Source organism: Zoogloea sp., from assembly GCF_023150065.1.
In the GTDB taxonomy this organism is placed as follows: domain Bacteria; phylum Pseudomonadota; class Gammaproteobacteria; order Burkholderiales; family Rhodocyclaceae; genus Zoogloea.
This window is the reverse complement of record NZ_JAKLLN010000016.1, coordinates 1-15,376: the sequence shown is the minus strand read 5'-3', so window position 1 is coordinate 15,376 and position 15,376 is coordinate 1. Positions and strand designations below refer to the sequence as shown.

The window sequence follows — 15,376 nt, the reverse complement described above, 5'->3', positions numbered from 1 at the left end:
GCCCGGGCGGCTTTCAGGCGCCTGGTTCGGGGGCCGGCGTGCTGCGGATGAGGTGGTGGTGGAACCAGTCGGCGGTCTGGGTGGCGGCATCGTCCAGGGCGCCGGGCTCACGGAAAAAGTCGTCGGTGCCCGCAACGCTGCGCCAGTCCTTGGGGCAGGTCAGCAGATCGTAGGCCTGGCGGATATTGGGTAGCCCCTCGTCGCGTTCACCGACGATCTGTCGGGTCGGGCAGGCCACCTGGCGCAGGGGGGTGATGCCGGCCAGCCCGGGGCGGCCGCCCCGGCACACCAGGGCGCTGACGGCATCCGGTTCATGGGCCAGGGCGCGGATGGCGGCACCGCAGCCCGTGCCGCTGGCCACCAGCCCCACCGGCAGGGTGGTGAGGGGCGGCTGGTGGCGCAACCATTCGAAGACGGCGCGGATGCGCTGGCCGAGCAGGGGCGTGTTGAAGCGGGTGTCCGGGTCGCGGGACTCTTCGTAGTGGTTGAGCAGGTCGAAGAGCAGGGTGGCGAAGCCGGATTCCTGGAGGCGCCGGGCGAAGTGTGCTTCCCGGGAGTCGCGGTGGTTTCCGACGGCGTTCTGGGCAATCAGGACCAGGCCTGCGGCGTCGGGGGAATGGGCGAGGAGGGCTTCCAGCCAGACGGGGCCGGCGGCAATGCTGAGGGCGCTGTGGCGCAGTTTCATCATGATCGAAGGAGTCGGGCGGTACTCTGCCGTTCACAATCGCATGCACCGCCGGGCGCGGCAAGGCTGCGCAGAGGCCTAGTGGCCGCCGATGTGCACTGGAACACGGCGTGCCCCGAACGGCGTGGCGAATTTGCCGAAACGTCCGGCCAGCCGGTGGCCGCAGCCGGGGCATGCGCCGCTGGCATCCAGCCGGTAGGCGAGGATCCGGTACCCGTCCCGTTCGATCAGCAGGCTGTCGCAAGAGGGGCAGCGGGTGCAGCCGCCTTTAAGGTCGCGCACGTTGCCGGTATATACGTAATGCAGCCCGGCGGCCCGGGCGATCTGCCGCGCCCGGGTGAGGGTGGCGGGTGGGGTGGGCGGCAGGGTGTCGAGCTTGTAGTCCGGATGGAAGGCGGTGAAATGCAGGGGCACATCCGGGCCCAGTTCGTCGCAGATCCAGCGGGACAGGGCGGCAAGCTCGGCGTCGCTGTCGTTGAGGCCGGGGATCAGCAGGGTGGTGATCTCCAGCCACACCTGTGTTTCGTGGTGGAGATAGAGCAGGGTGTCGAGAACCGGGGCGAGGTGGGCGCCGGTCTGATGCACGTAGAAATCCTCGGTGAAGGCTTTCAGATCGACGTTGGCGGCATCCATCACCGCGTAGAAGTCCCGGCGCGGTGCCGGGTGGATGTAGCCGGCGGTGACGGCCACGCTGGCGATGCCCAGCGCCCGGCAGGCCAGGGCGGTGTCGATGGCGTATTCGGCGAAGATCACCGGGTCGTTGTAGGTGTAGGCTACGCTGTGGCAGCCGTGGCGGGCGGCGGCTGCGGCGATCTCGCCGGGCGCGGCCGCATCCATCAGCCGGTCCATGCTGCGGCTCTTGGAGATGTCCCAGTTCTGGCAGAACTTGCAGGCCAGGTTGCAGCCCGCCGTGCCGAAAGAGAGCACGCTGCTGCCCGGGTGGAAGTGGTTGAGAGGCTTCTTCTCGATGGGGTCGATGCAGAAGCCCGAGCTGCGCCCGTAGGTCGTCAGCACCATCCCGGCGCCGACCCGCTGACGCACGAAGCAGGCACCCCGCTGGCCCTCGTGGAGGCGGCAGTCCCGCGGGCACAGGTCGCACTGCAGGCGGCCGTCGTCGAGGAGATGCCAGTAGCGGGCGGGGTGGGCGTCCATGCTGTCAGCTCCCGTGTGGCGCCTCTTTCCATTTGCGCACCTGGTAGCGTGCCAGCATGACGTTGGGGCCCCAGAAGTCGGCGGGCAGGCGGGCCTTCTGCTTGAGGGCGGCCATGAAGCTGCGCCGGTCGGGCAACTGCTCCCACACCTGGGGAAGGAAAGTGGCTTTCTGACAGCCGTTGAAGAAGATCACGCCGTCCCGGCCCGGCACGAGCTGGCTGAGGGCGTCGGCCTCGTCATGGAAGTCGATGAACTCGGGCTCCCCGAGCAGGGAGACTTCCACCTCGACACGCTGGAACTCGGCCGCATCCAGGGGCGGGAAGCGGGGGTCACGCAGGGCGGCGGCAACGGCGTTTTCGCGGACGTCCTCGCCCAGGGGGCGATGGGCGTTGAGGCTGCCGATGCAGCCGCGCAGGGCGCCGTCGAGGGTCAGGGTGACAAAGCAGGCGCCCCGCTCGGAGAGCTGCGGGTTTTCGGCGGCGGTCTCGGCAGGCTGTTCGAGTGCGGTGGCAATGGCGTGGCGGGCCTGGGCCAGCAGGGCCAGCCCCAGGGCATCAGTGGCGGGCATGGTCGATATTCTCGGCAAAGGCGATGGCGGCGTAGCCCACAACACGGTCGCGGTCACCGGCGGTATCGCCGGAGTTGCGCAGGTCGAGCACATGGGGAGCCAGCTGGTGACGGGGGGCGGCCAGCAGCAGGCCGTTGATGGCGGTGGCGCCACAGGCCTGTTCGCCGTCCAGGGTGGCGTCCAGTTGGCGGATCTGGGCGACGGTGGCCTTGTCGCGCCACTGGGCCTGTCGATAGGGGTGGTAGTGGGACAGGTCGGAGCTGATCACGATGAGGGTCTCGGGGCCGCCCCACAGGGCTTCGAGCAGGTTGGCGACCAGGTGGGCGTCCACCTGGCCGACGGCGAGGGGCAGGATCTCGAAGTGGTGGAGGGTGCTCTGCAGGAAGGGCAGCTGCACTTCAATGCCGTGTTCGTCGGCATGGGGGCGGTCATCGACGATGACGCCGGGCATCTCCCGCGCCCGCAGCCAGGCCTCCCGGTCCACGGCCACGGCGCCGAGGGGGGTGATGAAGGTCTGGGCGGCGGGGAGGGCCATGCCGCGAACGGCGACCCGGTGGGTGGGGCACAGGATCAGCACCCGCCGGATGCTCTCGCGGCGCTGGGTGAGCTCGGCGTAAGCACAGGCGGCCACGGCCCCCGAGTAGATATAGCCGGCGTGGGGCACGACCAGGGCCTTGGGCGCATCGACCACCTCGGCCGGCATTGCCGCCGACAGAAAGCCGGCCACCTGGGCATGGAGGCTGTGGGAATCCGCCGGGTAGAACAGCCCGGCGACAGCCGGCAGGCGTTGGGACGCGTGAGCCATGGTTTCCTTCGATCCTTTTGTCGAAACGGGGACACCCCCTGATCTCCATTATAGGGAGGAGTGCAACAGCCATGCGATGCCGCCGCCCAGGCCGATGCCCACCGCGAGCATGCCGCCGAGCACATGCCGGCCGAGGGCGCCGCCGCCCAGAGTGAAGGCCAGCCCCGACTTGAACGCCAGGTTGGCGAGCATGGCCAGCAGGATGGCGACGGCGGCAGGCAGTGTCTCCACCTTGCCCACCGTGTGCAGGCGCAGGGTGGACAGGGTGATGGCGTCCACGTCGGTCAGGCCGGAGGCCAGCGCCAGCAGGTAGAGGCCGCCGCGCCCGGCGATGTCCGACAGCCAGGCCGCACACAGGAGCACGGCGGCGTAAAGCAGGCCGAAGCCGATGGCGGCGCGGAGTTCGGTCGGGTTGCGGGTTTCGGGGATGGGCAGGGCGTCCTTGCTGGCCAGCTGGCGCCAGTCGCGGCCGAGCATGATGGCCCCGAGCAGCACGGCCAGGGCGCAGCCGGTGGCCAGCAGGGGCACCACCGGCGCCGACAGTGCACCGGCGATGGCCAGGATGCGTACCACCATGATCAGGTTGGCGAGGAGAATCACCAGGCTGGCCGTGGTGGTCATGGCCGGGTTCTCGCGGGCATGGCGCGCAAACACCATGGTCGTCGCCGTGCTCGACACCAGCCCGCCGAGCAGCCCCAGCAGGGGCGCCCCATAGCGGGCTCCGACCAGACGCAGGGCCATGTAGCCGGCCAGGCTGACCCCCGAGATGAGCACGATCATCAGCCACACCTGATGGGGATTGACCGCCTCGTAGGGGCCGAAGCCCCGGTTGGGCAGGATGGGCAGCACGATCAGCGACAGCACCGAGAACTGCAGGATGGAGCGCCAGTCCTGGGGCGTCAGGCGCGATGCCACACCGCGCAGCTCGGACTTGAAATAGAGCAGCAAGGTGGACCCCACTGCCGCCATCACGGCCAGCCGGCCGTGGCCCAGCCACACCATGGCGCCCAGGGTGTAGCACACCAGCAGGGCAATCACCGAGGTGGTGCCGGGGTCGTCGGGTTCGGGCTGGCGGAAGTTGGCAGCGATGATCATCAGCGCCACCAGGGCAAAACCGGCGATCAGCAGGGCCGGGGTGGCCAGCTGTTCGGTCAGCAGCGCGGCGATGGCGCCGAGCAGCCCGGTGAGGCCGAAGGTGCGCACGCCGGCCCGGGCGTTGGGGCGGCGCTCCCGTTCCAGGCCCATGAGAAGGCCGATGGCGGTGGCCAGGGCGAGGGCTTCCAGCTGGCGGGGTTCAAAGGGCAGCGAGAAGAGCATGGGGTGTTTTCCAGGGGCAGGGATACACAATCAGCGGCAGAAGGCGGGGGGACATTGAGTAGAATTGCGCGATGCGAACCTCAACCACCCGTTGTTTCGCCATTGTGCCCGCCGCCGGGAGCGGCAGCCGGATGCGCAGCGAGCAACCCAAACAATATCTTTCCCTTCTCGGCGAACCCCTGATTCGCCATACCCTCGCTGTTCTGTGCGAGTCACCGGTGATCGACCGCGTCTATGTGGTGCTCTCGGTCGGCGACCAGGAATGGGACCGCCATGACTGGTCTTCGTTCGGCGATCGCCTGGTGCCCCTGTTCTGCGGCGGAGCCTCCCGCGCCGACAGCGTGCTCAACGGCCTGCGGGCCATTGCTGATGACACCTCGGAGGGCGACTGGATCCTGGTCCATGACGCCGCCCGGCCGTGCCTGGCGCCCTGGCATATCGAGGGGCTGGTGCGCGAGCTGATGCATGACGAGGTGGGCGGCATTCTGGCGGTGCCGGTGGCCGACACCCTGAAGCGCGAGGACAGCACCCACCACATCGCCGGTACCGTGCCCCGCGAGGGGCTGTGGCAAGCCCAGACGCCGCAGATGTTCCGCTACGTGATGCTCAAGCGGGCCCTGGAAACCGCCCGTCAGGTCACCGACGAAGCCAGCGCCATCGAGGCCATGGGCCTGCGCCCGCGACTGGTGCGCGGCGATCCCACCAACCTGAAAGTCACTTTCCCTCTCGACCTGCACCTGGCCGAGTGGATTCTCCAGCACCGCGAGGCTTGAAGATGCACGTTCCGTTTCGTATCGGCCAGGGTTTTGATGTCCATGCCCTGGTTCCCGGCCGTCCGCTGATTGTCGGCGGGGTGACGATTCCCTTTGCCAAGGGCCTGCTCGGGCATTCCGACGCCGATGTGCTGCTCCACACCATCACCGATGCCGTGCTCGGTGCGGCCGGGTTGGGTGACATCGGCCGGCATTTTCCGGATACCGATCCGCGTTTCGAAGGCGCCGACTCCCGGGTCTTGCTGCGTGAGGCCGCCGCCGCCGCCCGGGCCGCCGGCTGGGTGACGGTGAACGTGGACGCCACGGTGATTGCCCGTGCGCCGCGCATCCTGCCCCACGTGCCGGCCATGGTGGCCAACATCGCGGCCGACCTGGGCGTTGATCCGGCCGCCGTCAATATCAAGGGCAAGACCACCGAGAAGCTGGGCTTCACCGGCCGCGGCGAGGGCATCGCCGCCCAGGCGGTGGCGCTGATGGCGCGGGCGGAGTCTTGAGGGCTGCGGCTGCAGAAGGCCTGATCGCAATGTGACGAAGCCGGCAACTGCCGGCTTCGTCGTTTCTGCTTACCGACCCACGGGCCTGCGCCTGCGGGCGACCCCGGCGAGGCCGAAGGCACCCAGCGCCAGGGCCAGGGAGGCCGGCTCGGACACCGTCGCGGCGGGCGGATCGAGAATGATGATGTCGTTGGCGCAGAGCATGGTCCATTGCACGTCGAAGCTCTCGGAGGGGGTGCTGCCGACCCAGTGGTTGCCGAAGGCCGACACCGGGATCTCCACCTCGTAGAACCAGTGGTTGCCGCCCAGGGTGCCCATGTTGCCGAAGCTGTTGGAGATGGCCATGCTGGCATTGCCCACATCGGTGCCGGTGTTTACCTTGGTGACGTAGGGGGAGTGGGCGGGGTCATACACGCCGGGGGCGCTCCACAGGCCGGTGGCCCAGTCGGCGTTGGTGGTGCTCACCACGTCGCCCTGCAGCAGGGTGCTGCTGCGGTTGGCGGTGAGTACGCCGAACTCGAAGCTGCCATCACGCCCGAAGTCGATGGCGAAGTCGCCGCGGCCGTAGCTGTTGCCGCCGGTAGGGGTGTTGGGGTCATGGCCGGTGATCAGGCCGAGGGCAAGGTAGGTCTGGCCGTCGGCTTTCGTGTACCAGGTGAGGTACATGGCTTCGGCGTCGTAGGCCTGGCCGCCCCAGCCAGGGCTGAGGTAGCCGCCGTTGGCGTTGCTCTGGTCTTCCACGGTGAACAGCACGCCATTGTTCGGCGTCCATCCTGCCAGCGTGCCGTTGTTCTTCACACCCCAGTCGGCAAAGTTGCCGTCGATGGTCAGCGGATCGGCATGGGCGGGGAGGGCGATGGCCGCGGTGGCGAAGGCAAGGGCGAAGCTGGCGAGGGATGTTGTTTTCATGGGCACACCAATCTGGATGGAATGGTGGCGAGAATAGAAGCCCGGGGCCGTCGGGCGCCGGTACTTCCTCACGGATGGTGGGTGGGTAAGGGCAAAAGAGCAGGCAGTTGCGACCCTGGTCACAGCTGCCTGCAAGTGCGGCGTACCCCTCGGGCCGGTCTACGCCGTCAGTGCGGCGGATGGGCGCAGGGGTGCCGCAGGGAGGTCAGACGAACAGGCACTGCTCCAGGCGCCCGCACAGGGCGGGCTCGGGGGACTTGGTGTAGTCCTTTTCGAAGCGGTCGGTGACCAGCTGGGCGGTCGGGCGGTCCAGGGTGGCGTTGAGCATGCCCATGAAGGCCGGCGGGGCGATGAGGATGGCGCGGCCGAACTGGTTGCGGCTGCGGCCGATGTAGAGCTCCTTGGCCAGTCTCTGGGCAAAGCTGCGGGCGGCGTTCTGTTTGGGCGGGGTGGGTTGCTCCCGGGCTCCGTGGCCGCTGCCTGCGGCCTGCATCTGCCCGGCCCGGTCGGAGGCCAGGTCGGCATTTTTCATGCGGCTTTCGGGGTGAATGATCTCCTTTACCAGCTGCAGGCCCTTATTGGGCCCGAGGTTGGCGTACAGACGGGCAAGACTCGCGTTGGCGACAAGAATCCAGGTGATGGCCATGAATTGCTCTCCACTTTCTGTCATGAATGCCGGAGCGGCCTAAGCAATGTAGACAGCGCTGTCGGGCAAATCAAAGAGAGCCTGCTGATGATCCGGGGGAGGGGTGCCCAAGCTGGGCTTCGCGCAGGGCCGGGTCCTGTCCGAAGTAGCGGGAGAGCTGCTCGTACACGGCGGGGTATTCGGCTTTGAGAAGGCCGGGGGTTTCAAAAAACGCCTCGCTCATCACCGCAAAGAACTCCCCCGGATGCTCGGCGCCGTAAGGGTCGAGGGCGGTGTCCTCGCCCCGGTCCACCCGCTCGCAGAAATCGTCGTAGGCAGGCTGGAAGGCCCGGGCCCAGTCGCGGGCGGAGAGATGCGGCGGGAGCCGCGGGTAGCCGTCCACCTCGCCGTTGCCCATGTCGAGCTTGTGGGCGAACTCGTGGATCACCACGTTGATGCCGTCGAAAGGGTTCTCGCCCTCGAACCACGACACCAGCACCGGGCCCCCTTCCCAGGCCTCGCCAAGCACCTCGTCGTCGTATTCGTGCACCACACCGTCTTCGTCGGTGATGCTGCGGGGGATCACGAAGTCACCCGGATACACGATGATGCCTACCCAGTCGGCGTAGGCGTCCAGCCCGATGTTGAGCACTGGCAGGCAGGCCTGCAGGGCGATGGAGAGGAGGAGGGTGTCGGTGATCACCACACCTTCGGCCCCATGCACCTGCTTGTCGGCGAGGAACTCCAGGGCCATGCGGCGCAGGCGCGGTCGATCTTCGGGAGGCAGGTAGTCGAGAAAGGGCAGGCTGCCCTCGACGGCGCTCCACTGTTCGGGCGCTATCGTGTGGCGGTCTGCGGCGCGCTGGCGACGCCAGCGGCGAAAGGCGGAAAACATGGGTTCGGGTGAAGTGTCGATGAAACCGAAATGGCCGGCGTGGGGTCGGAATGGCGCGCCTGACATTACCGGCAGGGCGATCAAGATCAAACTTTCACTGCTCAGCCTATAGGATAATGCCGGCATGGTCGCCGTTACTCATTCGATATCCCAGTCCGTATCCGCGCTCTCGTCAGCCGAACTGCTGTGCGAGGGCCTGCTGCCCGACGATGCCCGCCGTGTGAGTGATGCACTCGCCTGGATTCAGCCCATCTATGACAGCCGCACCCTCGGCACTCAGGAGCAGGTGTGGCAGCACGCCCTGGGCACGGCGCTGATCGCGGCGTCCCTGCGCCTCGATGCCGACACGCGCATTGCGGCCCTGTGCTTTGCGGTGGGCGACGTGCTCGACCACCCCAACGAGGAGATCGCCACCCGCTACGGCGAGGGCGTTGCGCGCCTGGTGGACGGTCTGCGCCGCCTCAACGGCCTGCGCGTGATCACCCGCATGACCACCACCGCCAGCGCGCCCGAGATCCGTGCCCAGAGCGAGGTGCTGCGCAAGATGCTGCTGGCCATGGTGGAGGACATCCGCGTGGTGCTGCTGCGGGTCGCCTCGCGCACCCAGACCCTGCGCTACTTCACCGATCACCCCGGCCGCACCCGCGAGTCCATCGCCCGGGAGAGCCTGGACATCTACGCCCCCCTGGCCAACCGGCTGGGCATCTGGCAGCTGAAGTGGGAGCTCGAGGACCTGTCCTTCCGCTTCCTCGAGCCCGACACCTACAAGCGCATCGCCCGCATGCTCGACGAGCGCCGGGTGGAGCGGGAGCAGTTCATCGTCGACGCGGTGGCGCGCCTGAAGAACGAGGTGGAATCCATCGGCGTCGTGGCTGAGGTGTATGGCCGGCCCAAGCACATCTACAGCATCTACAACAAGATGCGCGCCAAGCGGCTCGACTTCTCGCAGATCTACGATGTGCGCGCGCTGCGGGTGCTGGTGAAGGAGGTGAAGGACTGCTACGCGGTGCTGGGCATCGTGCACCAGATCTGGACACCCATCCCCAAGGAGTTCGACGACTACATCTCCATGCCCAAGGGCAACAACTACCAGTCCCTGCATACCGCCGTGTATGCCGGTGACGGCCGGGCCCTTGAGGTGCAGATCCGCACCTACGACATGCACAACCACGCCGAGCTGGGCGTGGCTGCCCACTGGCGCTACAAGGAAGGCAGCGGCCCCTCCAGCGGCGACTACGACGAGAAGATCGCCCTCCTGCGCAGCCTGCTTTCCTGGCGCGACGAGGTGACCGATTCGGCCGACTGGCTGGAGCAGTTCAAGCGGGCGTCGCTGGACGACACCATCTACGTGCTCACCCCCCAGGGGCGGGTGATCGACCTGCCCCGGGGTGCCACCCCCATCGATTTCGCCTACCGGGTGCACACCGACCTGGGGCACCGTTGCCGGGGCGCCAAGGTCAATGGCCAGCTGGTGACCCTCAACACCCCCCTGGAAAGCGGGCAGACGGTGGAGATCATGTCCACCAAGGAGGGCGGGCCGTCCCGGGACTGGCTCAACCCCCACCAGAACTACGTGGTCACGACCCGGGGCCGGCAGAAGATCAAGCAGTATTTCAGCGCCCTCGAGGAAGAGGAGCTGCTGGTGCGCGGGCGCAGCGTGCTCACCCGCGAGATCCAGCGTGAAGGCCACGGTCAGGTCAATCTCGACGATCTGGCCACGCGCCTGGGCTTCAAGGGGCCGGATGCCCTGTTCATCGCCGCCGGTCGTGGCGAGGTGGGCCCCCGGGCCATCCAGGTGGCCCTGCGCGGTGCCGACGCAGGCGACGAATCCCAGGAAATACCCGAGGTGGTGCTGGGCCAGAGCCACTCGGGCGATGCCGGCGACACCATCCTGATCGTCGGCGTCGGCAAGCTCATGACCTCCCTCGGCCGCTGCTGCAAGCCAGCGCCGCCGGACGCGATCCAGGGTTACGTCACCCGGGGGCGCGGCGTGTCTATCCATCGGGTCGAGTGCCGTGATTTCCAGCAGCTCGTCCGCTCCCACCCCGAGCGGCTCATCAGTGCCCAGTGGGGTGGGGCGGCCAGCCCCAAGGAGGCAGTCTTCCCGGTGGACGTGCTGGTCCACGCCATGGACCGTCAGGGCCTGCTGCGCGACATCTCCGAAGTGCTGTCCCGGGAAAAGCTCAACGTGATCGCCGTCAATACCCTGAGCCGCAAGGGGGCGGCGCGCATGCGCTTCACCCTCGAGGTGCAGGGCGTGCATCAGATCCAGCGCGCCCTGACCTTGATTCGCGAGGTCAAGGGCGTCACCGACGTCGAGCGCGGCTGAGGTCCCGGCGTGCCCACCCTCGACCGGCACCACTATGCCTGGCTGTCCATCGCGGCAGCCCTAGCGACCATCTCCCTCAAGACCCTGGCCTGGTCCATCACCGGGTCCGTGGGGCTGTTGTCCGACGCGCTGGAGTCCTTCGTCAATCTGGCGGGGGCGGGTTTCGCGCTGTGGATGATCCTCATCACCCGTGACCCGCCCGACGGCAATCACCCCTACGGCCACGGCAAGGCGGAGTATTTTTCCAGCGGCTTCGAGGGCTTCCTCATCCTGGGGGCCGCAGTGGCCATCATCTGGACCGCCGGCGAACGGCTGATGGACCCGCGCCCCATCGAGTCACCCGGCTGGGGCCTGGCCTGGTCGGCGGCGGCCACGGCCATCAACTTCGTGGTGGCCCGCGTGCTCGGCAAGGCCGGCGAGCGGCTCAACTCCATCGCCCTGCGGGCCGACTCCCGGCATCTCATGACCGACGTGTGGACCTCCCTGGGGGTGATCGCCGGTGTGGCCCTGGTGGCCTGGACCGGGTGGCTGCGCCTGGATGCGCTTATTGCCATCGCGGTGGGCCTGCACATCACCTGGGAGGCCGTGGGCCTGCTGCGGGAGTCGGTGGATGGGCTGATGGACCGCAGCCTCGATGCCGACAGCGTGGCCCGGGTGCAGGGGGTGCTCGACGCCTACCAGGCGCGGGGCGTGCGCTACCGGGGGCTGCGCACCCGCCGGGCGGGCGCGTCGTCCTTCCTGCAGGTGGTGGTGCTGGTGCCCGGTGACTGGTCGGTGCGCCAGGGGCATGATCTGCTGGATGAGATCGAGGCCGAGCTGGAGTCGGCCATTCCGGGCCTGGAAGTCAGCACCCATCTCGAGCCCCTGCCCTGAAGAGGGGCGCCGGTTTGATAAGATTGGGCGTCTCCCGATCTTCCGGACTGTTTCGATGATTTTCGTGTTGTCCCCGGCCAAGGCCCTCGACTACGAGTCGCCCCTGGCAAGCTCCCGCTTCACCGACCCCGAATACCTTGACGATGCGGCCGAGCTGATCGCCGGCCTGCGCGAGCTGTCCCACGCCGAGGTGGCGCGCCTGATGGACCTGTCCGACACCCTGGCGGCCCTCAATCTGGCTCGTTATGCCGAGTGGTCCCAGCCCTTCACGCCCGCCAATGCCCGCCCGGCGGTGCTGGCCTTCAACGGCGATGTCTATGACGGCCTCGACGCCCGCAGCCTGTCCGAGGCCGACCTCGACTATGCCCAGGCCCACCTGCGCATCCTGTCCGGTCTGTATGGCCTCCTCAAGCCCCTCGACCTGATGCAGCCCTACCGGCTGGAGATGGGCACCCGCTTTGCCAACCCGCGGGGCAAGGATCTGTACGCCTTCTGGGGCATGACCCAGACGGAGGCCCTCAACCGCCTGCTCACCGCCGAGGAGGATGCCGGGCGGGAGCCGGTGCTGGTCAATCTGGCTTCCGAGGAGTACTTCAAGTCGGTCAAGCCGGCCAGGCTCAAGGGTCGCCTCCTCAATGTGGGCTTTGAGGACTGGAAGGGCGGCCGCTACAAGATCATCAGCTTCTACGCCAAGCGGGCCAGGGGCCTGATGGCCCGCCACGCCATCACCGGGCGGCTGCAGGACGTCGAGCAGCTGAAAGGCTTTGCGGAGGACGGTTATGCCTTCGCCCCCGAGGCCTCGGACGACGCCCGCTGGGTGTTCCGGCGCCGTCAGGATTGAGGCGGCCCGTGGCACATCCGGACAAGATTGCGGGCCTCGCCCGCATGAAGCGACTGGCCACCGGCGCCCTGGTGGGGGTGGCGGTGCTGCTCGTGGTGGCGCGGCTCCAGGGCTGGAGCTGGGTCGGAGCGTTTGCCGAGGCAGCCCTGATCGGCGCCCTGGCCGACTGGTTTGCGGTGGTGGCCCTGTTCCGCCACCCCCTCGGCGTGCCGGTGCCCCACACCGCCATCCTGCCCCGCAACAAGGCGCGGCTGGCCGACAACCTGGCCGAGTTCATCCGCGACCGCTTTCTCGATACCGCTTCCCTGGTGGCGCGCCTGCGCGCGGCCCAGCCTGCCGACCGTGTGGCCGCCTGGCTGCGCACCCCCGGCAACGGCGACCTGCTGGCCGGGCGGCTGGTGGTGGTGCTGGCGGAGTCGGTGGACTTCATGGACGACCCGCGGGTCCGCCGTCTCTTCCTGCACGCCCTGCGGCGGCGGGCTGGCAGCCTGGACATGGCCGATGGACTCGGCCGGCTGCTCGCCCTGCTCACCGAGCAGGGCCGGCACCAGGCCCTGCTGGACGAGGGGCTGGCCCGGCTGGCCCACTGGCTGGACGACCCCGCCGTGCGCCAGGGCTTTGCGCGGATGATCGTGGATGTGGCCGGGCACGAGTACCCCAAGGTGGTGGCCACCCTGGGGCTCGTCGGCATCAACCCCGCCGAGCTCGGCGAGCGGGTCTCCGCGGGCATCCTGACCGGTGTGCACGGCCTGCTCGACGAGGTCGCCCGCGACCCGGCCCACCCCCGGCGCCAGGCCTTCGACGAGCTGATCGCTGCCTACATCGGACGGCTGGGCGACGACCAGGTCTTCCGTACCCGGGTCGATCAGGCCAAGCGCGAGTTCCTGGCCCACCCGGCGGTGGGCGCCAGCCTGCGTGAGCTATGGGACGATCTGCGGGCCTGGCTGACCCGGGACATGCAGCGCCCCGATTCCCGGGCGCGCCGCCATCTGGCCTCGGCCGCCGCCGCCCTCGGGGCCGCCCTCGCCGACAACCCGTCCCTGCGCGAGTCCTTCAACGAACACCTGGAGCGCACGGTCGAGAGCCTGGCGCCCGAACTCCGCGATGGCCTGGCCCATCACATCGCTGCCACCATGAAGGCCTGGAAGGACGAGGACCTGGTGCGCGAGGTGGAGGTCAGCGTCGGCCGCGACCTGCAGTTCATCCGCCTCAACGGCACCTTCGTGGGCGGCCTCATCGGCCTCGCCCTCTACGCCCTGACCCAGTACGCAGCCTGAAGCACGCTCAAATGACCCTTCGCATCAGCAGCAATTTCGACTCCGGCGCCATCGAGGTGCTGTCCCTGGCCCGGGCCGACGACATCCGCCTGCGCATTCGCGCCGATCAGGGTATTCACGGCGACGCCGCCTTCCGACAGTGGTTCCACTTCCGCCTGCATGGGGCCGCCGGCCAGCCGGTGAGGCTGGTCTTCGAGAACGCCGCCGAGGCGGCCTACCCGGACGGCTGGCCCGACTACCGCTGCGTGGCGTCCTACGACCGGCGCAACTGGTTCCGCATCCGAGGTACCCGCTATGAAAACGGCCAGCTCATCGTCGAGCACACCCCCGAGCGCAACAGCATCTATTACGCCTATTTCGAGCCGTACTCCCACGAGCGCCATCTTGACCTGCTCGGGCGGGTCGAGATGTCTCCCTTTGCCTCGGTGAGCAACCTGGGCGCCACCGTGGAAGGGCGCGACCTGGATCTCGTCACCGTCGGGCGGCCCGGGCCGGGCAAGGCGCCGGTGTGGATCATCGCCCGCCAGCATCCGGGCGAGAGCATGGCCGAGTGGTTCGTCGAGGGGCTGCTCGAGCGCCTGCTCGACGGCGCCGACCCGGTGGCCCGGCGCATCCGCGAGAAGGCCGTGCTCTACATCGTTCCCAACATGAACCCCGACGGGGCCATCCGCGGCAACCTGCGCACCAATGCCGCCGGTGCCAACCTCAACCGGGAGTGGCGCGAGCCCAGCCCCGACACCAGCCCCGAGGTATTGCTGGTGCGTGACGCCATGGAAGCCAGCGGCGTCGCGCTCTTTCTCGACATCCACGGGGACGAGGCCTTGCCCTACGTGTTCTTCTCCACCGCCGAAGAGGTGCCCGGCTTCACGCCGACCCAGCAGGTGCGTCAGGCCCGCTTTGTCGACAGCCTGCTGGGCGCCAGCCCGGATCTCCAGACCGAGCAGGGCTACCAGACCGGGCGCTTCCGCGATGAGCTCCTGACCCTGGCCTCCAAGTGGGTGGCCCACCGCTTCGGCTGTGTGTCCCTGACCCTGGAGATGCCCTTCAAGGACAACGCCAATCTGCCGGATGGTCTGGTCGGCTGGAACGGCGAGCGCAGCAAGCGTCTGGGTGAGGCGATGCTCAACCCCATCCTGGGCCACCTGCTGGACCGGTGACTGTGCGGTTTTTCACCTGAGGGTGTGATGCACATATCAAGAACTGCGGCGCTCATCCGTTATCCCGCCAGTTCCTGGCGCCTGTTGCAGTGCATTGCGTGTGTTCGATGCGAGCAGGCGGCTCGGTGGAACGCGATTTCAAGGAACCGAAAAAAACTTTGAAATCGTGTCATCCCGCCAGCTGACGTTTGCGTTAAGGACACACAGGCGCGAAATCGCCGGTTTTAACAGGAGAAGTCGATGGGCAGTTATTGCAACGAGTCCTACGCAGAGTTTCTGGATTCCCTCAAGGCCGCGGGCGTTGTCATCCGCAATGAAAGCGAAGTCCGCGAACGTCTGGCCGAGTCCCAGCGCTGGCGCAGTGCCTTCATGACCCTGGCCGCCAATGGTCGTACGATCGGTATCGAGTTTCACGTGAATGGCGAAGGCAGCGACCCCCGCGCAGTGCAGCGCGTGATGGCCGAACATGCTTTCCCGGCTGAAAAGGAAGCGGCTTTCATCGCCCAGCTCACCGCTGATCGCTGATCGCTCCCCGGGTACCGGCGGGAAGCTCCGGTGCATGATTGATCCAGCCCTTTCTCCCCGCGGAGGAAGGGCTTTTCTTTGTGCGCCCAGCATGGGCGCCCTCCTGCGGGTGGAAGTCCCGCCGTAAGTTGATCACAGCGAACGAAGTGAA

The 15,376-nt window shown here is 67.9% G+C and carries 16 protein-coding genes; 8 read left to right on the top strand and 8 right to left on the bottom strand.

Translation table 11 applies throughout. The annotated features are described in order from the left end of the window. Positions 1-13: 13 nt before the first annotated feature. The 5 genes from L6Q67_RS16570 to L6Q67_RS16550 form a co-directional block, all read right to left on the bottom strand. Entirely contained in the window at positions 14-688 is a 675-nt protein-coding gene (locus tag L6Q67_RS16570) for an alpha/beta hydrolase (protein ID WP_296571826.1), read from the bottom strand. Positions 689-763: 75 nt separating this feature from the next. After that, positions 764-1,837, bottom strand: a complete 1,074-nt coding sequence (gene amrS / locus L6Q67_RS16565; protein WP_296571824.1) for an AmmeMemoRadiSam system radical SAM enzyme — start codon at positions 1,835-1,837, stop codon at positions 764-766. Between the two features lie 4 nt (positions 1,838-1,841). Next, entirely contained in the window at positions 1,842-2,405 is a 564-nt protein-coding gene (gene amrA / locus L6Q67_RS16560; protein ID WP_296571821.1) for an AmmeMemoRadiSam system protein A, read from the bottom strand. After that, positions 2,392-3,210, bottom strand: a complete 819-nt coding sequence (amrB, locus tag L6Q67_RS16555) for an AmmeMemoRadiSam system protein B (RefSeq protein ID WP_296571817.1) — start codon at positions 3,208-3,210, stop codon at positions 2,392-2,394. The genes amrA and amrB overlap by 14 nt, the downstream gene beginning before the upstream one ends. 48 nt (positions 3,211-3,258) lie before the next feature. Further along, entirely contained in the window at positions 3,259-4,527 is a 1,269-nt protein-coding gene (locus tag L6Q67_RS16550) for an MgtC/SapB family protein (protein ID WP_296571815.1), read from the bottom strand. A 71-nt stretch (positions 4,528-4,598) separates the two neighbouring features. On the opposite strand from L6Q67_RS16550, the gene ispD reads away from it, so the two are divergent. Both ispD and ispF read left to right on the top strand, forming a co-directional pair. After that, on the top strand, positions 4,599-5,300 hold the full coding sequence (ispD, locus tag L6Q67_RS16545) for a 2-C-methyl-D-erythritol 4-phosphate cytidylyltransferase (RefSeq protein WP_296571812.1): 702 nt from the start codon (positions 4,599-4,601) through the stop codon (positions 5,298-5,300). Positions 5,301-5,302: 2 nt separating this feature from the next. Next, positions 5,303-5,794, top strand: coding sequence for a 2-C-methyl-D-erythritol 2,4-cyclodiphosphate synthase (ispF, locus tag L6Q67_RS16540; protein ID WP_296571809.1), 492 nt, complete (start codon positions 5,303-5,305; stop codon positions 5,792-5,794). Positions 5,795-5,863: 69 nt separating this feature from the next. Here the strand turns inward: ispF and L6Q67_RS16535 are convergent, their stop codons facing one another. The 3 genes from L6Q67_RS16535 to L6Q67_RS16525 form a co-directional block, all read right to left on the bottom strand. Next, positions 5,864-6,703, bottom strand: a complete 840-nt coding sequence (locus L6Q67_RS16535; protein ID WP_296571807.1) for a PEP-CTERM sorting domain-containing protein — start codon at positions 6,701-6,703, stop codon at positions 5,864-5,866. A 205-nt stretch (positions 6,704-6,908) separates the two neighbouring features. Beyond that, positions 6,909-7,349, bottom strand: coding sequence for a host attachment protein (locus L6Q67_RS16530; RefSeq protein ID WP_296571804.1), 441 nt, complete (start codon positions 7,347-7,349; stop codon positions 6,909-6,911). Between the two features lie 70 nt (positions 7,350-7,419). Further along, a complete protein-coding gene (locus tag L6Q67_RS16525) occupies positions 7,420-8,223 on the bottom strand; it encodes a zinc-dependent peptidase (protein WP_296571801.1) in 804 nt (267 codons plus the stop codon). A gap of 124 nt (positions 8,224-8,347) precedes the next feature. On the opposite strand from L6Q67_RS16525, the gene L6Q67_RS16520 reads away from it, so the two are divergent. The 6 genes from L6Q67_RS16520 (at position 8,348) to L6Q67_RS16495 (ending at position 15,225) form a co-directional block, all read left to right on the top strand. Beyond that, on the top strand, positions 8,348-10,552 hold the full coding sequence (locus L6Q67_RS16520) for a bifunctional (p)ppGpp synthetase/guanosine-3',5'-bis(diphosphate) 3'-pyrophosphohydrolase (RefSeq protein WP_296571798.1): 2,205 nt from the start codon (positions 8,348-8,350) through the stop codon (positions 10,550-10,552). A 9-nt stretch (positions 10,553-10,561) separates the two neighbouring features. Beyond that, the gene (locus L6Q67_RS16515) at positions 10,562-11,425 is read left to right on the top strand and encodes a cation diffusion facilitator family transporter (protein WP_296571787.1); all 864 of its coding nucleotides are present in this window, start codon (positions 10,562-10,564) and stop codon (positions 11,423-11,425) included. 55 nt (positions 11,426-11,480) lie between these two features. Continuing rightward, complete coding sequence (gene yaaA, locus L6Q67_RS16510) at positions 11,481-12,266, top strand: peroxide stress protein YaaA (RefSeq protein ID WP_296571783.1); 786 nt, start codon at positions 11,481-11,483, stop codon at positions 12,264-12,266. A gap of 8 nt (positions 12,267-12,274) precedes the next feature. After that, entirely contained in the window at positions 12,275-13,543 is a 1,269-nt protein-coding gene (locus L6Q67_RS16505; protein ID WP_296571780.1) for a DUF445 domain-containing protein, read from the top strand. An 11-nt stretch (positions 13,544-13,554) separates the two neighbouring features. Beyond that, the gene (locus L6Q67_RS16500; RefSeq protein WP_296571777.1) at positions 13,555-14,700 is read left to right on the top strand and encodes a M14-type cytosolic carboxypeptidase; all 1,146 of its coding nucleotides are present in this window, start codon (positions 13,555-13,557) and stop codon (positions 14,698-14,700) included. Positions 14,701-14,940: 240 nt separating this feature from the next. Next, a complete protein-coding gene (locus L6Q67_RS16495) occupies positions 14,941-15,225 on the top strand; it encodes a hypothetical protein (protein ID WP_296571773.1) in 285 nt (94 codons plus the stop codon). The last annotated feature ends 151 nt before the right edge of the window (positions 15,226-15,376 follow it).